Here is a 21,139-nt window from a genome sequence, read left to right on the forward strand (position 1 = left end):
CCCGGCTAGGGGTGGGAGCGTCTCGCTGTTGCCGTGACCTCAAGGTTAACCCCTGAGTGTCGGCCAGCGCCCGGCGAGGAAGGCGTATTCTACTGAAACGGCGCAGTTTGTCAAGCCGTGGCGCTCACTGCAGAACCGATTACGCCGATTCCCTAGAGCCACGCTCGTGCGTCTTGCGACGCGCCGTTCGAGCGAGGTGCATTCTACCGTTTCCGGCGGCCCTGTCAATCGCTTTTCCTATCGAATCGACAAGAAAAACCCAACAAAACCAAATGCTTGCATCTCTCTTCACCGCTACCAACGTATGCCCGTCGGCAGCAGCGGATGCGTACTTTAAGGGTTTCACCCCGGCCCCGCAAGACCCCAGCAGAGAAAAAGTTCAAGGCAAGGAGAGTGCGCCAGCCAAAACCTTCCACAGCCGCCCGCCAGCAGAGGGTGTGGATAAACCGCCCGAAAACAGCAACGCCCGCGCAGGGCGGGCGTTGCAGGCAGAACCGAAGGGGCTCAGGCGTCAGGCGTGCCCCTCATCTTGCGCATGACTGCCAGGGCCGGCCCCGAGACCACATAGGCGCCGAACAGCAGCAGCAGCATTACCGACGGCTGTACCGAGATCATGACAAAGCCAAGCACGACGGCCAGCAGCACCACGAACGGCACCGGTTTCTTGAAATCGATATCCTTGAAGCTGTGATAGCGAATATTGCTGACCATCAGCACCCCAGCGGCCGCCACTACCACTAGCATCAGCAGCTTGAACCCCACGGCGTCGGCATCGAAGCTGTGGAAGGTCCAGACGCTGGCCGCCACGAAGGCTGCCGCCGATGGGCTCGGCAAGCCGATAAACCACTTCTTGTCGGTGCTGCCGATCTGCACGTTGAAGCGCGCCAGGCGCAGAGCGGCGCAGGCCACGTAAAGGAAGGCCACCACCCAGCCGGTCTTGCCGATATCCTGGAGAATCCAGGTAAAGGCGACCAGCGCCGGAGCCACGCCGAACGACACCATGTCGGAGAGGCTGTCGTATTCGGCGCCGAAGGCACTCTGGGTATTGGTCATGCGTGCCACCCGACCATCGAGGCCGTCGAGCACCATGGCGATGAAGATCGCCACCGCAGCGGCGGTAAAGTCGCCGTTGATACCGGCCACTACGGCAAAGAACCCCGAAAACAGTGCCGAGGTGGTAAACAGGTTGGGCAGCAGATAGATGCCACGCCGGCGTACCTTCTTCCCATCCTCCACCGCTTCCTCGATGACTTCGGTCTCGCGCACGAAGGCCGAGGCGATGTCCTCGTCGGCCCGCGATGAGGCTGCGTGTTCGGCTGGATCGTGCTTTGGCGTGCTCGGCTCTTGACTCATAAGTCTCTTTCCATTGCCCATAAAAGCGCCGTGGCGCCTTTGCCATTCTACACTCTGGCCTGAATTACGATAGCGACGGGGGGGCATCGCCAGGAACAAGGCCCCAGCAACGACAAGGGCGCGGAGATCCGCGCCCTTGTCAGCATCAACCTCCGGTTCGATCAGTTCTTCGACTTGTCGACCAGTTGGTTGGCGGCGATCCACGGCATCATGGAGCGCAGCTTGGCACCGACCTGCTCGATCTCGTGCTCGGCGTTGAGGCGACGCCGCGCGGTCATCGACGGGTAGTTGCTGTTGCCCTCGTTGATGAACATCTTGGCGTATTCACCGGTCTGGATACGCTTCAGAGCGTTGCGCATGGCAGCACGGGATTCGTCGTTGATGATCTCGGGGCCGGTCACATACTCGCCATACTCGGCATTATTGGAGATCGAGTAGTTCATGTTGGCGATGCCGCCCTCGTACATCAGGTCGACGATCAGCTTGAGCTCGTGGAGACACTCGAAGTAGGCCATCTCCGGGGCGTAACCGGCCTCGGTGAGGGTCTCGAAGCCGGCCTTGACCAGCTCGACTGCGCCGCCGCACAGCACCGCCTGCTCACCGAACAGATCGGTCTCGGTCTCGTCCTTGAAGGTGGTCTCGATGATACCGCTGCGGCCGCCGCCCACGCCGGCGGCGTAGGAGAGCGCGAGCTCCTTGGCAGTCCCCGAGGCATCCTGGTGGATAGCGATCAGATCGGGAATACCACCGCCCTTGACGAACTCGGAGCGCACGGTGTGGCCCGGGGCCTTGGGCGCGATCATGATCACGTCCAGGTCCTTGCGCGGTTCGATCTGGTTGTAGTGGATGTTGAAACCGTGGGCAAAGGCCAGGGTCGCGCCATCCTTGAGGTTGGGCGCGATCTCCTGCTCGTAGATCGCCTTCTGGTTTTCGTCCGGGGCCAGCATCATCACCACGTCGGCGGTCTTGCAGGCTTCCGGCACGGAGGCGACCTTGAGGCCAGCGGCCTCGGCCTTGGCCGCAGAGGACGACCCGGCACGCAGCGCCACGGTAACGTCGACACCCGACTCCTTGAGGTTGTTGGCGTGGGCGTGGCCCTGAGAACCGTAACCGACGATGGTGACCTTCTTGCCCTGGATGAGGGACAGGTCGCAGTCCTTATCGTAATAGACGCGCATTGGGCTTCTCCTGAGATATTGCAGATATGGAATTCAGCGTTGATGGCCACCTGCGCCGTCTAGCGCGGCGCTGGGAGTCGTCGAAACGATGACGACACCATAAGCCAGGCACGGCGTTGCGTAAAACGCTATATTTGCAATACCACATTGCAATAAGTGAAATGCTCATATGGACTTGCGCCCGCTCAAGCACTTCCTGGCCCTGGCCGACATGCTCCACTTCGGTCGCGCCAGCGATGCCTGCCATATCAGCCCGTCGACCCTGTCGCGCTCGATCCAGCAGCTCGAGGAGAACCTCGGCGCGCCGCTGTTCGAACGCGACAACCGCCACGTCGCGTTGACCCGGCAGGGACAGCTGTTTCAGCACTATGCCCGCGATGCGCTGGAACAGTGGGAAGCAATACGCCACTCGCTGATGAGCGAATCCCGCGAACTGGCCGGCGAGATCAGCATCTACTGCTCGGTGACCGCCAGCTACAGCTTCCTCTACGCGCTGCTCAGCGAGTTCCGCCTGCGTCATCCACGCATCGAACTCAAGTTGCACACCGGCGACCCCGCCGAGTCGGTCGGACGGGTGCTGGCCGGCGAGGAGGACATGGCGATCACACCGCGGCCGCGCACCCTGCCCGAGGGCCTGGCTTTCAAGCCGATGACCACCTCGCCGCTGGTGTTTATCGCCCCCCGTGAAGACACCAGTTGGATGCCCAGTGCACCGCAGACGCCGAGTGCCGCCCAATGGGCAGGGGTCCCGATGATCCTCTCCGAGTCGGGGCTGGCCCGCGAGCACTGCGACACCTGGTTCAAGGCGCTCGGCGTCACGCCGCAGATTTATGCCCAGGTCGCCGGTAACGAGGCCATCGTCAGCATGGTCGGGCTGGGGTTCGGCGTCGGCGTGGTGCCCAAGATCGTGCTCGATAACAGCCCGCTCCACGACCGGGTCACGGTCCTGCCGGTCAAGCCCGAGCTGCCCCACTACGACGTTGGCCTGTGCGTCGCCAAGCGCCGCCTCAAGAGCCCACTCATCCGCGCGCTTTGGGCGGAGGTGTAGAGAGGGCCTACGAAAAAGCCGCCCCGGAGGGCGGCTTGATAGGCTGGCAGAGGTTGGGTTAAAGGCTGAGCACCTTATCGCCACGGGCTATCCCCGACACCCCGGTGCGCGCCACCTCGAGAATACCCACCGGCGCCATGGCCTGCAGGAAGGCATCCAGCTTGCCGGCGTCACCGGTGATCTGCACGGTGTAGAGACTCGGCGTCACGTCGACGATCTGCGCGCGGAAGATGTCGGCGGTGCGCTTGACCTCGTCCCGCGCTGCGCCCAGCGCCTTGACCTTGACCATCATCAGCTCACGCTCGATGTGGTTGCCCTCGGTCAGATCGACCAGCTTGACCACGTCGATCAGCTTGTTGAGGTGCTTGGTGATCTGCTCGATCACTCGGTCATCTCCAACTGTCGTCACCGTCAACCGCGACAGGGTCGGGTCTTCGGTAGGCGCCACGTTGAGCGTCTCGATGTTGTAGTTACGCTGGGCGAACAGCCCCACCACGCGGGACAGCGCGCCGGGCTCGTTTTCCATCAGGATCGAAATGATATGGCGCATCAGGTCCGCTCCGTCTTCGAAAGCAGCATGTCACGCATGGCGCCCAAGGGCACCTGCATCGGATAAACGTGCTCGCGCGGGTCGACATAAATGTCGAGGAACACCAGCTCGTTGTTGTCGGCGAAGGCCCGCTCGAGAGCGGGTTCGAGATCCTCGTGACGCTCTACCTTGATGGCGGTGAAACCATAGGCTTCGATCAGCTTCTGGAAGTCGGGCAGCGACTCCATGTAGGAGTGCGCATGGCGCGACTTGTAGTTGAGGTCCTGCCACTGGCGCACCATGCCGAGTGAGCCGTTGTTGAGATTGACGATCTTGACGCCAATCCCGTACTGCTTACAGGTCGACAGCTCCTGCATCATCATCTGGAAGCTGCCCTCCCCGGTGATGCAGACCACATCGTCCTGCGGGTAGCTCTTCTTGATGCCCATGGCCGCCGGAAAACCGAAGCCCATGGTGCCGAGCCCACCCGAGGTGATGAACCGGTTGGGTTTGTCGAAGTGGTAGTACTGGGCGGCAAACATCTGATGCTGGCCGACGTCGGTGGTCACGAAGGCCTCGCCGCGGGTGATCTTGCACACCGCCTCGATGACCTCCTGCGGCTTGAGCGCCTCGCCGGGCTCGGAGGGCTCATAGAGCTTGCCGCGGCGTTCATCGCGCCAGCTATCGATCTTCTGCCACCACTCGCCGAGAGCATCGGGATGGGCGATCTCCTTGCCCTGAACCAGGCTGATCATCTCGTTGATCACGCTGGCCGCCGGCCCGACGATGGGCACATCGGCACGCACCGTCTTGGATACCGAGCTGGGGTCGATGTCGACATGCACGATCTTGGCGGTGGGGCAGAACTTGGAGGTGTTGTTGGTGACCCGGTCATCGAAGCGCGCGCCGATGGCGATCACCAGGTCGGCATGGTGCATGGCCATGTTCGACTCATAGGAGCCGTGCATGCCCAGCCAGCCGAGGCACTGAGCATCGCTCTGCGGGTAGGCGCCGATGCCCATCAGGGTGGTGGTGATCGGGAAACCGAGCTGCTTGACCAGATCGGTCAATCCCTCGCAGGCGCGGCCGGTTATCACCCCGCCGCCGGTGTAGAACACCGGCCGCTTGGCCTTGAGCATCAGCTCCACGGCTTTCTTGATCTGACCGGTATGGCCGCGGGTCACCGGGTTGTAGGAGCGCATCTTGACCTTTTTCGGGTAGACGTACTCATAGCGCTCGGTGGGCGCGGTCATGTCCTTGGGAATATCCACCACCACCGGGCCGGGCCGGCCAGTAGCGGCCAAATAGTAGGCCTTCTTGAGGACTTCCGGAATCTCGGACGGGTGCTTGATCGAGAAGCTATGTTTCACGATCGGGCGGGTCACGCCGATGATGTCGGTTTCCTGGAAGGCGTCATCGCCGATCAGGTGGCTCATCACCTGACCGCACAGCACCACCATGGGAATCGAGTCCATGTAGGCGGTGGCGATACCGGTCACAGCATTGGTCGCGCCGGGACCTGAGGTCACCAGCACGGTGCCGGGCTTGCCGGAGGCCCGGGCATAACCGTCGGCGGCGTGGGTCGCCGCCTGCTCATGGCGAACCAGGATGTGCTTGACCTTGTCCTGGCGGAACAGCGCATCGTAGATATGCAGCGCTGCGCCACCGGGGTAACCATAGATATATTCAACGCCCTCATCCTGCAGGAAGCGGGCGATCATGTCGGCGCCGGAAAGCAGTTCCACGTGTATTTCTCCCCTGGAGGTCTCGAGTGCGATCCATGTCCCAGTGCGGGTCATGGGGTCGAGTGCGACGGTACGTCGCTGCCGGCAGTGCCGGCACCTGATGCCAAACCCTGGCTAATGAGCCCTGTTGGGGCCTGCACTCTCATTCAGGAACACCAACGCATGCAACATGCATCGGCGGTTCCTTTTCACGGCGGTTTGCCGTGTCGGGGGCGTTGGCCAGACCGAGCGGTTAGCTCGGGCCGGAAATCCTTCGGCGGGTAGAGGCCATTCGGCCTACCCTTCGCGCGGTGAGTGGGGGTTGCCCGTATGGTCCGCGCCCGCAATCAGGAACCGCAAGAGTCCAATAGCCCCGCAGCGCTGTCAACCGGGAAACCGCCTCTGGTAGCCCAAGGTCGATAAAACGGCAAGGCGCGGACATTAAAAAACCCGTCTCGACCAGCGAGACGGGTGAACGAGGTCGGACGCGACCGTGTTAATCAATTATCGGCAGACGCCTTATTTACTGAAGTGTAGCTGGCCGTCGACGGCGCTGACCTTGATCACGTCGCCGGGCACGAACCTGCCGCTGAGCAGGTCCTGGGCCAGCGGATTCTCGAGCCGGCTCTGAATCGCGCGCTTGAGCGGCCGCGCCCCGTAGACCGGATCGAAACCCACCACTGCCAGCTGGGCCATGGCATCGTCGCTGACCTCGAGCCCTAGCTCGTGCTCGGCGAGTCGGCCGCGCAGCCGCTCGAGCTGGATGCCGGCGATGGCCTGGATCTGCTCCTGGCCAAGGGCATGGAACACCACCACCTCGTCGATGCGGTTGATCAGCTCGGGGCGGAAGTGGTCGGCGACCACCGCCATCACCATCTCCTTCATATGCGCATAGCCCTGCTCGCTGTCGTCTTCACTGGCGCCCATGCGCTGGATGATGTCCGAGCCCATGTTGGAGGTCATCACGATCACGGTGTTGCGAAAGTCCACGGTGCGCCCCTGGCCATCGGTGAGGCGGCCATCCTCGAGCACCTGCAGCAGGATGTTGAACACATCGGCGTGGGCCTTCTCCACCTCGTCGAGCAGCAGCACCGAATAGGGCTTGCGACGCACCGCCTCGGTCAGGTAGCCGCCCTCTTCGTAGCCGACATAGCCGGGAGGGGCGCCGATCAAGCGCGCCACCGAGTGTTTCTCCATAAACTCCGACATGTCGATGCGCACCATCGCCTCTTCGGTGTCGAACAGGAAATTGGCCAGCGACTTGCACAGTTCGGTCTTGCCGACCCCGGTGGGGCCGAGGAACAGGAAGGAGCCGTTGGGTCGGTTGGGGTCGGCCAGCCCGGCCCGCGAACGGCGTACGGCGTTGGCCACCGCGGTGACCGCCTCATCCTGGCCGATCACCCGCTGGTGCAGCGCCTCTTCCATGCGCAGCAGCTTGTCGCGCTCACCCTCGAGCATCTTGGCCACCGGGATGCCGGTCCAGCGCGACACCACCTCGGCGACCTCCTCCTCGGTGACGTTGGAGCGCAGCAGTTGGTGAGTCGAGGTATCCGCCCCGCCCGCTTCGCTCTCGGCAATCTTGCGTTCGAGATCGGGAATCACCCCGTACTGCAGCTCGGACATCTTGCCCAGGTCGCCCTGACGCTTGGCGGCATCGAGCTCGACCCGCGCCTTGTCCAGGGCGTCCTTGTACTGCGCCGCGCCCTCGATGCTGGCCTTCTCGGACTTCCACACCTCTTCCAGGTCGGCGTACTCCCGCGCCAGCTCATCGATCTGCGCTTCGAGGGTCTCGAGACGCTTCTTGGACGCCTCGTCGGTCTCCTTCTTGAGGTGTTCGCGCTCCATCTTGAGCTGAATCAGCCGGCGGTCGAGGCGGTCCATCTCCTCGGGCTTGGAGTCGAGCTCCATGCGAATCCGCGACGACGCCTCGTCGATCAGGTCGATGGCCTTGTCGGGCAGCTGACGGTCGGTGATATAGCGCGCCGAGAGCCGCGCCGCGGCGATGATCGCCGAGTCGGTGATATTGAGGCGGTGGTGCACCTCGTAACGCTCCTTGAGGCCACGCAGGATGGCGATGGTGTCCTCTTCGGAGGGCTCGTCGACCAGCACTTTCTGGAAGCGCCGCTCGAGGGCAGCATCCTTCTCGATGTACTTGCGGTACTCGTCGAGGGTGGTAGCACCCACGCAGTGCAGCTCACCGCGGGCCAGCGCCGGCTTGAGCATATTGCCGGCGTCCATGGCGCCCTCGGCCTTGCCGGCGCCGACCATGGTGTGCAGCTCGTCAATGAACAGGATCACCCGCCCCTCTTCCTGAGCCAACTCGTTGAGCACCGCTTTCAAGCGCTCTTCGAACTCGCCGCGGAACTTGGCCCCGGCCAGCAGCGAGCCCATATCCAGCGACAGCACCCGCTTGTCCTTGAGGCCTTCGGGTACTTCGCCGTCGACGATACGATTGGCCAGTCCCTCGACGATGGCTGTCTTGCCCACCCCCGGCTCGCCAATCAGCACCGGGTTATTCTTGGTGCGCCGCTGCAGCACCTGGATGGTACGGCGGATTTCATCGTCGCGACCGATCACCGGGTCGAGCTTGCCCTCGGCGGCCCGTGCGGTCAGGTCGAGGGTGTACTTGTTGAGCGCCTCGCGATTGTCCTCGGCGTTGGCGTCATCGACGCGCTGGCCGCCGCGCAGGCTGTCGATGGCGGCTTCCACCGCCTTGCGGGTCAGGCCGGCCTGGGTCAGCGTCTTGGCCAGCGCGCCACCCATCTCCAGCGCCGCCAACAGCACCAGCTCGCTGGCCACGAACTGGTCACCACGCTTCTGCGCTTCACGGTCGGCGAGATTGAATAGCCGTACGAAATCCCGCGACGGCTGAACTTCGCCATCGAACTGGCCGACCTTGGGCAGGTCATCGACATGCTGTACCAGCCCAGCACGCAGACGGCCGCTATCGCCGCCGGCCTGCTGCACCAGTCCCTTGATGCCGCTGTCGCGGGCGTCTAATAGCGCCAGCAGCAGATGGCCGGGATCGAGCTGGTTGTGGCCGCGGCCCACCGCCAGCGATTGGGCATCGGCCACAGCGCTCTGCAGCTTGCCGGTGAATTTATCGGGTCGCATCGTATCTTCCTCCATTGGGGTGGCGGTGCGTTCGGACGCACCGCTTGGCCCAGTCAATAACGTCTTGACATGATCAATGGAGTCAGCAGAGGCCGCTTTCAAGTCGGCGACGTGGAAAGCTCACGTCGCCTTGATGTGGATCAAGGCGAGTGGCGGGGTATTGCCATCAGCGCAGCCAGATCACGCTGGCCATGCGGCCGGTCTGGCCGTCGTCGCGGCGGTGGGAATAAAAGCGCGGTTCGCAGGCGGTGCAGAAGTGTCCGCCGCTGATCTGATGAACCCCGAGGCGCTCGAGGCGCAACCGCGCAAGCTTATAGATATCGGCCATGTAGTGGCCGAGCCGATAGGGGCTGGGCTCGAAGGCCGAAGCGGCCTCCGGCTGCACCGCTGCGAAGGCATCGAACACCTCCGGACCGACCTCGAACTGGGCGTTGGAAATCGCTGGGCCGAGCCACACCAGCAGCTCGTCGGGGTCGATATCGAGTGCCGCCACGGTGGCCTCGAGCACGCCCCCGGCGAGACTGCGCCATCCGGCATGGGCCAGTCCGACCTTGGTGCCCAGGCGGTCGCAGAAGAACACCGGCAGGCAGTCGGCGGTCTGGATCACGCAGGCGTAGCGCTTGTCGTCGGCCACCGACGCATCAGCCTGCGGCAGGTCCGTCGCATAGGCCTGCTGGACCGCCGCACCGTGCACCTGGTCGAGCCACAGCAGCGGGCGGTCATCGTCGAGCTGGGCGCGCAGCAGATCGCGGCAGCGCTCGACCATCGCCGGATCATCGCCGACGTGAAGCGCGGTATTGAACGCCGCGAAAGGCCCCTGGCTGGGACCGGTTTCGCGGGTAGTGACGAAGGCCCCGACCCGGGTTGGCGCTGGCCAGTCGGGCAGGATCAGCGTCGGGTGAGGGTGAAGGTCGTCGGCGGCGTCATGCATCGCGAACTCCTCAGCGCATGGTGGCATGGTCGTGACGCAGGTAGTCGAGCAGCATCAGCATGTCATCGGGCAGCTCGGCACGGTACTCGACCCGTGCCCCACTGGCCGGATGCCTGAAGGCCAGCTTGCGAGCGTGTAGCGCCTGGCGCGGAAAGCCGCGCAGCAACTCCTTGAGTGCCTCATCGGCGCCCGGCGGCAGCTTGAGGCGCCCGCCGTAGAGCGCATCGCCGATCAGCGGGAAGCGCTTGTGGGCCAGATGCACGCGGATCTGATGCGTTCGACCGGTCTCGAGCTTGCAGCGCACGTGGGTATGGTGGCGAAAACGCTCGGTCACCCGGTAGTGTGTCACCGCTGGCTTGCCGCCCCCGGTCACCGCCTGACGCTTGCGGTCCTTGGGGTGGCGACCGATGGGCGCATCCACGGTGCCGCCGGAGGTCATCACCCCGGTGACGATGGCGTCGTACTCGCGGGACATACTGCGCGCCTGGAGCTGCTCCACCAGCGCCGCCTGAGCGGCCAGCGTCTTGGCCACCACCATCAGCCCGGTGGTGTCCTTGTCGAGACGGTGCACGATACCCGCACGCGGAATGCTCGCTGCCGCCGGGTGATGATAGAGCACGGCGTTGAGCAGGGTGCCGTCCGGATTTCCCGCGGCCGGGTGTACGACCAGCCCCGCCGGCTTGTTGACCACCAGCACGTCGGCATCCTCAAAGACGATATCCAGCGCCATGGCCTGGGGCTCGAAGCGGGTGTCATCCTCGATCACCGCGGTAAGCACCAACTGTTCACCGCCGTGCAACTTGTGCTTGGGCCGCGCCAGGCCACCATCGACGGTAAGCGCGCCCGCCTGGATCCAGCCCTTGAGGCGTTCACGGGAAAAGTCATCAAACAGCTCGGCGGCCGCCTGGTCGAGGCGCTGGCCGGCCATGGCGTCGGGGACGCGGGCGTCACGGTGTAGGGTCTCGGACATGATGTAACGGCGGGGCCTGTGTGTTTTGCAAACGGGTGCGTTATAGTGGGCCGATTGTGGCAGATTGCGAACGATTCTAGCATGGCCACCCGGGTTGTTTGATACGAGGATCAAGATGCGCGTTATGCTTACCGGCACCCGGTTCGGTGCCTTCGCCCTCGCCGTGACCCTGCTCAGCGGCTGTGCCCTGTTCGGTGGTGGCAGTGACGACGATTCCGACGACGACCTGCCCCAGGTGTCGGAACAGGAACTCTACCAGCAGGCCCGCTCGTCGCTGGAAGCAGGACGCTACTCCACTGCCGTGGAGGAGCTCGAGGCGGTGGATACCCGCTTCCCGTTCGGCGACTACGCCGAGCAGGCCCAGCTCGAGTTGATCTACGCCTACTACGAGACCAACAACTGGGAGGCGGCACGCGCCGCAGCGGGACGCTTTATCCGCCTGCAGCCGGACCACCCCCAGGTCGACTACGCCTACTATATGCGTGGCCTGTCGGCCTATCAGGCCGGCCGCTTCAGCCTCGAGCGGCTACGCCTGGTCGACCTGTCGCGCCGCGACCTCGGTGCCTCCCGGGATGCCTATAGCGACTTCAGCGAGCTGATTCAGCGCTACCCGGAGAGCGAGTACGCCCCTGACGCCCGACAGCGCATTATCTATCTGCGCAACGTGCTGGCCTCCCAGGAGCTCCACGTCGCCGATTTCTACCTGCGTAAGGGCGCCTACCTGGCCGCCGTTCAGCGCGGCCGCTGGGTGGTCGAGAACTACCCGGAGTCCACCGCCAACCGTGATGCGCTGGCGGTGATGGTCGAGGGCTATCTGGGCCTCGGCATGCGTGACCGCGCCCGCGAGGTGCTGACCGTGCTGATCGAGAACGACCCGCGCCACGAGCGCCTGAGCGGGCGCACCTTCCGCCCGCTGCATGTGGACGCCGACTCGATTTCGGCGTAAGTCGCGCCAAGCAGAATGGTGCCGCCATCAATAGTGGCTGCAATACGCAAAACCCCGTGGATTCATCATCCACGGGGTTTTGCTGTTTTAATTGCGACACCGGCTGCCCGTAGCTTATCTGCTGGGCGCTGATGGCTCGGCGCTGTCCGAAGGGCTACTCCCCCGGCTGCCAGCCGTTGACGATCGGATAGCGGCGGTCGCGGCCAAATCCGCGCGGCGTCACGCGCACACCCACCGGTGCCTGGCGGCGCTTGTACTCGCAGCGGTCGACCAGCTGCACCACGCGGTAGACATCCTCGCGAGTGAAGCCGGCCTCGATGATCGCTTCCGCGCTCATGTCACCCTCGATGTAGCGCGCCAAAATCGCGTCCAGGGTGTCGTAGTCGGGTAGCGAGTCGCTGTCCTGCTGATCCGGGGCCAGTTCGGCGGAGGGCGGACGGGTGATGACCCGCTCGGGGATCGCCGGCTCCTGGGTGTTGCGCCAGCGGGCCAGGCGATAGACCCAAGTCTTGTAGACGTCCTTCAAGGCGTTGTAGCCGCCGACCATGTCGCCATACAGGGTTGCATAGCCCACCGCCATCTCGCTCTTGTTGCCGGTGGTCAGCACCATCAGGCCCTTCTTGTTGGAGATCGCCATCAGCAGCACGCCGCGCACCCGCGACTGCAGGTTCTCCTCGGTGGTGTCACGCTCGGTGCCGGCGAAGCTCTCGGCCAGGGTCTCGCTGAACGCCTCGACCATCGGCGCAATCGGCATCACCTCGTAGTTGACGCCGAGCAGGCGGGCCTGTTCGGCAGCGTCCTGCTGGGAGATCTCAGCGGTGTAGTGATACGGCATCATCACTGCATGCACGCGCTCCGGGCCCAGGGCATCCACCGCAATGGCCAGCGACAGCGCCGAATCGATGCCACCCGACAGCCCCAGCACCACGCCCTTGAAACCGCTCTTGTTGACGTAGTCGCGAACGCCGGTCACCAGCGCACAGTAGAGGCTCTCTTCCGCCTCGACCTCGGGCTCGATCTCTCCGCCGCGAGGCACCCAGCCGGTCGACTCCTTGACCAGCTGCACCGGCATCAGTCCCACCTGCCAGTGCGGCGCCTGCACCTGCAGCTTGCCCTGAGCATCGACGCAGGCCGAACCGCCGTCGAATACCAGCTCGTCCTGGCCGCCGATCTGGTTGACGTAGACCAGCGGCAGCCCCACTTCGGCGGCACGCTCGGCGAACAGCCCCCGGCGCTCGGAGGGCTTGTCCTGATGGTACGGCGAGGCATTGAGGGTGATCAGTATCTCTGCACCGGCCTGCGCGGCCCTGCGCGCCGGCGCCTCCTGCCACATATCCTCGCAGATCAGGATGCCGAGCTTGGCGCCTTTGTGCTCGAACACCAGTGGCACACTGCCGGGAGTGAAATAACGCTGCTCGTCGAAGACCTGGTAGTTGGGCAGCGCCTGCTTGGCGTACTCGGCCACCCACTCGCCCTGGTAGAGCAGGCCAGCGAGATTGTAGCGCTGTCCCTCGCGCATGCCGGGGTAACCGACGATCACCAGCACCTCGCGGGACATCTTCTCGGCCATTCGGGCACGCGCCTCGCGCAGGCGCGTCTCCATGGAAGGGCGCAGCAGCAGATCTTCTGGGGGATAGCCGGTCAGGAACAGCTCCGGCATTACGACAATATCGGCGCCATGCTCGATACGCGCCTCGCGCACCGACTCGATAGCGCGCTCGGTATTGCCGGGAATATCACCGACCAGCGGGTCGAGTTGGGCCATCACCAGCGTCAGGTCTTGCATGGGCGTGAAAATCTCTCGAAACTCATGGTTAGCCCATTGTCCCGCATGGCCGCACTGCTGGCAAAGTCCGCGGTGACTGCCCGCCTCCCGCAAGGAGTCATAAAAGGATGAACCTGTTGATCATTCGTCTGATCATCTTCGCCGTGCTGTTCTTCGCCGGCCTAAAGCTGTACCGCATGTATCGCGAGTGGAAACTCGACCGCGAGGAACTGCTGGACCACGATACCGACGACAGCGACGCCAACCAGATCGTGCGCTGCACCTACTGCAAAGTGCACCTGCCGGAAACCGACGCCCTGCGTGAGCGCGGCGAATGGTTCTGCTCCAGCGCCCACCGCGACAAGTATCTCGAGGAGCAGAAGAGCGACGACCAGTAGCGCCGAGCTTCAGGATAGCGCCCCCTCAGGGGGTGGCGTCCAGGCGCCCTGCCAGCCGATACGGGGCAGGATCGAGGATCGGTTCGCGCCCTAGCAGTTGATCCACCAGCAGCCGCGTCGAGGCCGGTGCCAGCACCAGGCCATTGCGGTAGTGGCCGGCATTGACGTGCACGTTTCTGAGTCCCGGCACTGCCCCGATAAAGGGGGTGCCATTGGGCGAGCCCGGTCTAAGCCCCGCCCAGTGGTGCTCCACCTCGCATTCGGCCAGCGCCGGAATAATACGCGTGGCGCTATCCCACAGCGATTGTTTGGCGATGTCGTCAATGCCCTTGTCGAAACCGGCCTCCTCCAGCGTCGAGCCGGCTAGCACGCGACCGTCACGACGCGGAATCACGTAGCGGCCATCCATCAGCACCACCCGCCGCACCAGTCCCGGCGGTGCCTTGAACAGAATCATCTGCCCCTTGACCGGGCGTACCGGCAGCGTGACCTCCACCGAGGCGAGCAGCTCTGCGGCCCAGGCCCCACCGCACACCACCACGTCTCCCGCGCCGAATCGCTCGACACCAGCCTCCACCGCGACAACACGGGGCCCTTGGCGCTGCAGCCCGGTCACCTCGACGCCCTCGCGTATGTGCACCTTAGGCATCGCCGCCAGACGCGCACGCAGCGCCTTGACCAGCCGCGGGTTGCGGATGCTGCCCAGGGTCGGCATCCATAGCGCACCATCGCAGCCGCGCAGCGCTGCCGGCTCCTTGGCGTAAAGAAAATCGGCGTCGACCCGCTCCAGCGGCTTGCCCGCCTCGCGCGCCCACCCCAAGGCGCGCGACTCATCGTCGACGCGCAGATAGAGCAGGCCCTTCTGGCGATACTCCGGGTCAATGCCGGTCTCTTCCAGCAGACGTAGTGACAGCTCTGGATAGTACCCCTCCGACCAGGTCGAGAGCCGCGAGATCGGCGCCGAATAGCGCCAGGGGTAGAGCGGCGAGACGATACCGCCGCCGGCCCAGGAAGACTCACGGCCGCACTCACCGCGCTCGAGCAGGGTCACTTCGTGGCCAGCGTCGGCCAACTGCAGCGTCGTCATCATGCCAATGACGCCACCGCCTACGACTAGGAAATCACTCACAGCAGAATCCGATATGGCTTACATAGGCTTGGGCTAGGGTGACAGAAGCGCTACCAGGGATGGACCACGCCTGCCAGGGAGGCCCCATGCGCCCACCGAGCCAACAAGACTATCACGCACCCACCGCCATGCCTGCGGCAACGCGACGCACCGATACGCCGCAACAGCAGGGATTTACCTTGATCGAGTTGCTGGTGGTGATCGCCGTCGCCGTGATCATGGCCACCTGGGCCATTCCCAGCTATCAGCAATTTACCGCCCGCAACCAGGTGGCGGCGGAGGTGATGAGACTCAAATCAGCGCTGGCCATGACCCGCAACGCCGCTATTACTCGACGGACTCAGGTGACGCTGTGCCCGACGATCGATATGGCCCAGTGTCAGATTGACAACAATGCAGGGGGGGACGCCTGGCTGGCCACTCTCGCCATCTTCGAGGGCCTGGGCGAGCCGGGGGATGAGCTGCTGCGCACCTTTGGGGAGAGCAAGCTGCCATCGCTGACCTATCGTAACGACGACAGACCCGTGCGCTATCAAGCGCTGGGCCGCTCGGGGGGGCATAACGGCACTTTTAGGCTTTGTGGGCGACTGGATACAGGCGCAAGAGTCGTTGTGAATAATACCGGCAGGGTGCGAGTCGTATCTGGGCGACCGGGATGCTAGTCTATATTATCTAGGACAAACACCCTTATTTCATGAGGACTTTCTGATGTTAAGGAGGCTATTTAGCAGACCGTATATAAAAGTATGGGTAATCAAACAGATAGACAATGATGTACTGCACTTATGTGGCCAAGGCTCACCGAAATCAGGCCAGCCACGCCGCCAGATAGCGGACGCGTTACAGGCCGGCCAATACCGCGGAAATATATGCATGTCCGATTCTGGCATCGTTATTGATACCACCTTAATCGCCGCTGCGGTACCTATTGAGAGTCTAACACTACTTCACGATGACAACGTAGCCATGTGGCAGGAACGCATTTGGAACGTCTCATGGGTCCCCCAACGAAGCTGGCATTATGATGGCCGCCTTGTTGCCGAACCCAATACAATGGGTACCTCCCAATCACTAACAAGCAGTGAGGACATCTCTACTATTAGCAGGAATGTTCGCATGGATGCTATAGCGACGAAAGAAGTTCGATTTCGCGCAGAAAATGAGCTGGAGGACACCGAAAAAGATCTACGTATTGCCAATGAGGACGGTAACGTTTAGTAGTACTGGCGGCAGTAAAGTATAGAAAACACGGCGTTAGGGGGCTAAAAGATACACGCAAGTAATTGCATGCGGAACATGTGACTACCCAACCTTAGCGCCCAGTGCTCATCTCCAGTATTCAATTATGCCTTTACCATTCCCTTCACCACCTGAAGCGTATTCTGAGTCTTGAAGCGCTTCATCGTAAGCTATTAACCCGTCACCATCTACAGTCACCGTTTTACCTCTCACAGAGCCATAGAAATCAGCTCCAGAATTAACTGAAACACCCGAAAACGGGGCGTAAACATTAGCAACAACACGCCCTCCTCCGTTAAACTCTACCCCAGTACCACCTTCGCCATAGGTTGAGAACAAAGAAAAGGATGGATCCCCGTTGCTATTTATAGAATTAACACTATCCATGCGCGCTGCGCTACCAAACTGAGTCATCCCCTCCACAACCACCGTAAGACTGCTGCCAGGATCAATTATCAGCCCTTGACCACCGCCAGAAATATTAAAATCACCCTCAACAACCAACAAAACATCACCTGAAACTCTCAGCCTCCCACTTTGACTAATACTAAGATCCCCCACTCTCATAACGCTCACCTCACCGTCTCTACCAAGAGCATTCTCTACTGCTTGGGTTTGACCATGCGATACCCAGTCATTTATATTCCAGCTTTTATCGAACCTTCTCAACCCCTCACTATTAAGCTCCCAATTCTCATTAGGCCACGGGCCAATAGCCAAGTCATTATTGGCAATATCTGGATCGTTGTCTATCGATGTAACGACAGATTTTAAATTATCTCGCTCATCAACAAGATTCCTCTCGCCAAAGGTTGCATTATCGCAAGATTGCTGTGCGACGCCAACAGGATTTCCGCTATTCCCGGGGAAATAATTTCCTCTATTTTCAACAGGGAGATGTTCTGAAGGGTCATTCCTGCTGGTATTTGTTACAACTTCACCACCAGCATATATAGCCTCACCCACATAAGATGACCAATTACCAAAAACGATATCACCACCAGACTTCAGGCTCGACTCAACTCTTCCGCTTCCGGAAAATCCTATATCTCCAAGTGTTTCAACACCACCCATTACTACGCTATTGGCAGGAAAGCTTATTAACTTATTTGCCGTAATGTTACCATGCACAGTCGATGACCCATCCAACGAAACACCCCCATAAGAAGATATAGAGCCATGGATTTTTTCATTATCGCCAAGGACTATATTAGAGTCGCCACCATTCAGAGTACTGACAAGAGGTGCATCAGTAGCAGAGAACCCTCCTACTGTCCCATCCCACGGACCTTCCCTAGAATCATAGCTTCCAATAGTAGAGCCACCAGCCATTACAACACCTTCACAACCAACAATGGGGCTATTAAACAAAGGTGAAGGTCCTCCAACGTCAACTTTAATAAATATAGACTCACTCAAGGAAGCATCATCACCAACACGACCTATCGACACAATATATTTTCCATTGCCATCTTCGACATATCGGTAGTAACAACTGACCGGCGATTCACACAGGTCATCATCTCCTTCCAGCTCTGCCCATGATAAACTGGCAAGATCAGAAGAAGTTAAGTCCGAGAGCTTTTCCCAAGAATCGTTATTATTAAAATTTCCCCACCCAACAGCGGCAGCTTTCTCGGCCCCCATTTGCGCCAGAGACTGAGCTCTATAATTTCCCGCCAGCCGCTCATCAATATGTGAAGACTGCATGCTTGATAGTCCCACCATCAATGCTACCACCAGCAGCGACAGGACCACTATCAGTGCAGCGCCTTTCTGTTTTTTCATGCCTCTCTCCACATAATAACCAGCTTATTCTGGCTCAGGGGCTTCAGTATTCAGTGCTGCAGTACGGTTTATAGCATAAAAGTCCAAGCTTTCGCTGCCACCGTCTGACATCCGTAATATCAAGCCGACTATAGCCCCATAATCACTCAGCGCTTCAACAGAGAAACCACCCTCAACGAAGCCTCCCACTAACTCCGCCAACACGGGAGAGCCTACTAAAACATCGTTATCGTCTAGGCATGACGTTTCTAACTCAAGAAAGCGTACATTCTCTCCACCTACTACTGCCACCCTATCAGAGAGTCTATATGTTTTCTCAACGTAATCTTCATAACAGCTTGGCATATCCCCACGATTAGGCACCTCAAGTACGAGCTGTTCATCGTCATCACAACAGTCACTCGGATCCCAGTTTCTGGCTCGGCGAACATCCCTTAATATAGATTCGACGGCAAAATTCACTGCTGCCTGCTTTTCGCTCAAGAGCTCTACTTGCCGATTAGTCTGAAACACCGTCAAGAACAGCTGCCCAGCACCTAACACGATAATTAGCCCGATTACCATGGCGACCATCAGCTCCACAAGGGAGAAGCCTCTGTTACGCTTCATGGTGAGACCTCCCCGGGCAGCCTGACAATGTAGGAGAAAGATTCCCCGCCCCCTTCTTCAAACCTTTTCTCATCCCAAGTTATAGAGATTATAAACTCACACTCATCGGGAGGCCCTACGGGAGAACTGCCAAGTCCGGGAAGAAACGGCGACCATTGTGCATCCCATCCTTCACCGGTGCCATTAACAACACCCTCGTCAGGACAGGCCAACCCTCCCTGTCGTGCCATTTCAGCCCACAGTCTCTCTTGAGCATCTTGTGCAGCAAGCGATGCTATGGAGCGTTGGTAGGCGGCATGCGCCCCCTGAAGCGCATTAAGCTGCATTGCCGCCACGCCGAGCATGCCGATAGAGAGCACCAGCAGAGCAACCAACGCCTCGATTAACGTGAACCCTTTGGACGCTGCGCTATTCATGGCGTCGACACCTCAGCCGACTCGGCACAATCAGCTCGACCTACACGGCCAAAACGGCTAATTGATACCGCTCGGCAACCGGCCACATCATGGTTTATATCTATCAAGCAGCCGCCTTCACAATTTGATCCTGATGCAACCCGTCCCAAGCTATTGAAGGTGACATCCCCACTCGAGGTAACTGTCATGCGTGCATCGCGAGAGCTTCGAATTCGAATATCTTCATCACTCTCTAAGGTAACCTTGTACTCCCACGGCGCCCCCTCCTCAACGGTAAAAGCAACGTCCTCACGGCGCTTTATCGCCTCACTCCTTGCAAAATTCACTCCCGAGAGAATTTCATTATAGTCGCTCGCCAAACGATTATTTGCCATCATGCCAAGAAAGCTAGGCACAGCGATAGTGGCCAATATTATTGCCACTGCCATGGTGATAAGAAGTTCTATCAACGTGAAGCCACGCTGGCTTCTTCGCTTACCAACAAGCATCGGGACCACGCTCTCCTGTACTCTCAATCCAAAGAGTCTCGCAGCCACTCGTCACCCTCGTTCCTCCTGTTGCCTCCAAGCGAAAAGTCGAACCAGAGTTTTCAAGGCTGATTGTTGGATATACTCCGTCCGGTGATGAGGTCGTTACCAAACAATCATCAGCTGGGTAAGTACTCGATACTGTGTAACAGCGTTCCATTTCAGAAGCCGCCTGCATCAGTCCTACTTGCCCATCTGTTACCCGCGACTGCTGCACATAGCGCTGATAGCTGGGGTAGGCAATCGACGCCAGGATGGCGATGATCGCCACGGCGATCATCAGCTCGATCAAGGTGAAGCCTCCCTGACGATGGGAGGCGATGCTGGTCGCCTGCCCTGCGCTCACTGCGGTGTCCCCCGCTTATGGTTACCCTGCATGTTCAGGTTACCTTCCGTTTCAATATGCGTCATAAGTACCAGCTCTGGTAGTGTCCAGGCGCAAAAAACCGGGCGTAGCGCCCGGTTTCCTTACCAGTCTCTCTCGTCAGAGTAGCCCATGCCGGGCTAGCACTCATTCACTAACGATAACACGCTCTCTCAACTCGCGTGGCATGGAGAAGGTAATCGTCTCCTCGCGGCCGTCGAGCTCTTCAGGCGCCGTGGCGCCAAGGCCCTGCAGCCGCTCGATAACGCCGTTGACAAGCACCTCCGGTGCGCTGGCGCCAGCCGTTAGACCAATGGCGGTGACGCCATCAAGCCAGGCAGGATCGATCTGACTGGCATTGTCGACCAGATACGCCGGTGTGCCGACCCGCTCGGAGAGTTCGCGCAGGCGGTTAGAGTTGGAGCTGTTGGGGCTGCCTACCACCAGCACCAGGTCGCATTCGGCGGCCAGGACACGTACCGCGTCCTGACGGTTCTGGGTGGCGTAGCAGATATCGTCCTTGCGCGGCCCTTCGATCTCGGGGAAGGTCGCACGCAGGGCGTCGATCACCTTGGCGGTGTCGTCCATGGAGAGCGTCGTCTGGGTCACGAAGGCCAGCCGGCTGGGATCCTTGACCTTGAGCGCGGCAGCGTCGGCCTCGTCTTCCACCAGGTAGATGGCGCCGCCTTGAGAGGGGTCGTAGCGGCCCATGGTGCCCTCCACCTCGGGGTGCCCAGCGTGGCCGATCAGCACGCACTCCTGGCCACGCTTGGCGTAGCGCAGTACCTCCAGGTGGACCTTGGTCACCAGCGGGCAGGTGGCGTCAAAGACCTTGAGGCCGCGACGGTCAGCCTCTTCCTGTACCGCACGCGAAACCCCATGGGCCGAGAAGATCACGATCACGTCGTCGGGCACCTCATGCAGTTCCTCGACGAAGACCGCGCCGCGCTTACGCAGGGTGTCCACCACGAAGCGGTTATGGACCACCTCGTGGCGTACATAGATCGGCGGGCCGAACACGTCGAGGGCACGATTGACGATATCAATGGCGCGGTCGACGCCGGCGCAGAAGCCGCGGGGGTTGGCCAGCTTGATGTGCATGGCGTTCTCT

20 protein-coding genes are annotated in these 21,139 nt (G+C 60.9%); 5 read left to right on the forward strand and 15 right to left on the reverse strand.

From position 1 onward, the window contains the following. Positions 1 to 504 precede the first annotated feature (504 nt). Both pssA and ilvC read right to left on the reverse strand, forming a co-directional pair. The gene (pssA, locus tag IEI94_RS18865; protein ID WP_191168786.1) at positions 505 to 1,353 is read right to left on the reverse strand and encodes a CDP-diacylglycerol--serine O-phosphatidyltransferase; all 849 of its coding nucleotides are present in this window, start codon (positions 1,351 to 1,353) and stop codon (positions 505 to 507) included. 161 nt (positions 1,354 to 1,514) lie between these two features. After that, positions 1,515 to 2,531 carry a ketol-acid reductoisomerase gene (gene ilvC / locus IEI94_RS18870; RefSeq protein ID WP_191168787.1) on the reverse strand — a complete coding sequence of 339 codons (1,017 nt, stop codon included), beginning with the start codon at positions 2,529 to 2,531 and terminating at the stop codon, positions 1,515 to 1,517. 169 nt (positions 2,532 to 2,700) lie between these two features. Here ilvC and ilvY point away from each other — a divergent pair, with 169 nt between their 5' ends. After that, positions 2,701 to 3,579, forward strand: a complete 879-nt coding sequence (ilvY, locus tag IEI94_RS18875) for an HTH-type transcriptional activator IlvY (RefSeq protein ID WP_191168788.1) — start codon at positions 2,701 to 2,703, stop codon at positions 3,577 to 3,579. Between the two features lie 58 nt (positions 3,580 to 3,637). On the opposite strand, the gene ilvN is transcribed toward ilvY, so the two are convergent. The 5 genes from ilvN to rluD form a co-directional block, all read right to left on the reverse strand. Further along, positions 3,638 to 4,129: an acetolactate synthase small subunit gene (gene ilvN / locus IEI94_RS18880; protein WP_089659748.1), complete on the reverse strand. Its 492-nt coding sequence runs from the start codon at positions 4,127 to 4,129 to the stop codon at positions 3,638 to 3,640. Then, entirely contained in the window at positions 4,129 to 5,853 is a 1,725-nt protein-coding gene (locus IEI94_RS18885; RefSeq protein WP_191168789.1) for an acetolactate synthase 3 large subunit, read from the reverse strand. Before IEI94_RS18885 ends, ilvN begins: the two co-directional genes overlap by 1 nt. A gap of 498 nt (positions 5,854 to 6,351) precedes the next feature. Further along, positions 6,352 to 8,946: an ATP-dependent chaperone ClpB gene (gene clpB, locus IEI94_RS18890; protein ID WP_191168790.1), complete on the reverse strand. Its 2,595-nt coding sequence runs from the start codon at positions 8,944 to 8,946 to the stop codon at positions 6,352 to 6,354. A 166-nt stretch (positions 8,947 to 9,112) separates the two neighbouring features. Further along, a complete protein-coding gene (gene pgeF / locus IEI94_RS18895; RefSeq protein ID WP_191168791.1) occupies positions 9,113 to 9,877 on the reverse strand; it encodes a peptidoglycan editing factor PgeF in 765 nt (254 codons plus the stop codon). A gap of 10 nt (positions 9,878 to 9,887) precedes the next feature. Then, positions 9,888 to 10,847 carry a 23S rRNA pseudouridine(1911/1915/1917) synthase RluD gene (rluD, locus tag IEI94_RS18900; RefSeq protein ID WP_191168792.1) on the reverse strand — a complete coding sequence of 320 codons (960 nt, stop codon included), beginning with the start codon at positions 10,845 to 10,847 and terminating at the stop codon, positions 9,888 to 9,890. Positions 10,848 to 10,962: 115 nt separating this feature from the next. Between rluD and IEI94_RS18905 the strand changes: the two genes are divergently transcribed. Beyond that, complete coding sequence (locus IEI94_RS18905; RefSeq protein ID WP_191168793.1) at positions 10,963 to 11,793, forward strand: outer membrane protein assembly factor BamD; 831 nt, start codon at positions 10,963 to 10,965, stop codon at positions 11,791 to 11,793. 154 nt (positions 11,794 to 11,947) lie between these two features. On the opposite strand, the gene IEI94_RS18910 is transcribed toward IEI94_RS18905, so the two are convergent. Then, entirely contained in the window at positions 11,948 to 13,579 is a 1,632-nt protein-coding gene (locus tag IEI94_RS18910) for an NAD+ synthase (protein WP_191168794.1), read from the reverse strand. A 107-nt stretch (positions 13,580 to 13,686) separates the two neighbouring features. On the opposite strand from IEI94_RS18910, the gene IEI94_RS18915 reads away from it, so the two are divergent. Beyond that, the gene (locus IEI94_RS18915; protein ID WP_191168795.1) at positions 13,687 to 13,956 is read left to right on the forward strand and encodes a PP0621 family protein; all 270 of its coding nucleotides are present in this window, start codon (positions 13,687 to 13,689) and stop codon (positions 13,954 to 13,956) included. A 25-nt stretch (positions 13,957 to 13,981) separates the two neighbouring features. On the opposite strand, the gene thiO is transcribed toward IEI94_RS18915, so the two are convergent. Continuing rightward, positions 13,982 to 15,085: a glycine oxidase ThiO gene (thiO, locus tag IEI94_RS18920; RefSeq protein ID WP_191168796.1), complete on the reverse strand. Its 1,104-nt coding sequence runs from the start codon at positions 15,083 to 15,085 to the stop codon at positions 13,982 to 13,984. An 86-nt stretch (positions 15,086 to 15,171) separates the two neighbouring features. Between thiO and IEI94_RS18925 the strand changes: the two genes are divergently transcribed. Both IEI94_RS18925 and IEI94_RS18930 read left to right on the forward strand, forming a co-directional pair. After that, positions 15,172 to 15,747, forward strand: a complete 576-nt coding sequence (locus IEI94_RS18925; RefSeq protein WP_191168797.1) for a GspH/FimT family pseudopilin — start codon at positions 15,172 to 15,174, stop codon at positions 15,745 to 15,747. A 211-nt stretch (positions 15,748 to 15,958) separates the two neighbouring features. Then, positions 15,959 to 16,303, forward strand: a complete 345-nt coding sequence (locus IEI94_RS18930; protein ID WP_191168798.1) for a hypothetical protein — start codon at positions 15,959 to 15,961, stop codon at positions 16,301 to 16,303. Positions 16,304 to 16,411: 108 nt separating this feature from the next. On the opposite strand, the gene IEI94_RS18935 is transcribed toward IEI94_RS18930, so the two are convergent. The 6 genes from IEI94_RS18935 to ispH all read right to left on the reverse strand — a co-directional run bounded on the left by IEI94_RS18935 (position 16,412) and on the right by ispH (position 21,129). Continuing rightward, positions 16,412 to 18,112: a PilX N-terminal domain-containing pilus assembly protein gene (locus tag IEI94_RS18935; RefSeq protein WP_191168799.1), complete on the reverse strand. Its 1,701-nt coding sequence runs from the start codon at positions 18,110 to 18,112 to the stop codon at positions 16,412 to 16,414. Positions 18,113 to 18,136: 24 nt separating this feature from the next. After that, positions 18,137 to 18,721: a PilW family protein gene (locus IEI94_RS18940; protein ID WP_191168800.1), complete on the reverse strand. Its 585-nt coding sequence runs from the start codon at positions 18,719 to 18,721 to the stop codon at positions 18,137 to 18,139. Further along, positions 18,718 to 19,137, reverse strand: a complete 420-nt coding sequence (pilV, locus tag IEI94_RS18945) for a type IV pilus modification protein PilV (protein WP_191168801.1) — start codon at positions 19,135 to 19,137, stop codon at positions 18,718 to 18,720. Before pilV ends, IEI94_RS18940 begins: the two co-directional genes overlap by 4 nt. Then, positions 19,134 to 19,625 (reverse strand): GspH/FimT family pseudopilin, encoded by a 492-nt coding sequence (locus tag IEI94_RS18950; protein ID WP_191168802.1) that lies wholly within the window; start codon positions 19,623 to 19,625, stop codon positions 19,134 to 19,136. Before IEI94_RS18950 ends, pilV begins: the two co-directional genes overlap by 4 nt. Continuing rightward, positions 19,612 to 20,010 (reverse strand): type IV pilin protein, encoded by a 399-nt coding sequence (locus IEI94_RS18955; RefSeq protein ID WP_318153422.1) that lies wholly within the window; start codon positions 20,008 to 20,010, stop codon positions 19,612 to 19,614. Before IEI94_RS18955 ends, IEI94_RS18950 begins: the two co-directional genes overlap by 14 nt. Positions 20,011 to 20,175: 165 nt before the next feature. Continuing rightward, the gene (ispH, locus tag IEI94_RS18960; RefSeq protein WP_191168803.1) at positions 20,176 to 21,129 is read right to left on the reverse strand and encodes a 4-hydroxy-3-methylbut-2-enyl diphosphate reductase; all 954 of its coding nucleotides are present in this window, start codon (positions 21,127 to 21,129) and stop codon (positions 20,176 to 20,178) included. Positions 21,130 to 21,139: the final 10 nt, after the last annotated feature.

It is taken from the genome of Halomonas sp. ML-15, from assembly GCF_014779595.1.
Lineage (GTDB): Bacteria > Pseudomonadota > Gammaproteobacteria > Pseudomonadales > Halomonadaceae > Franzmannia.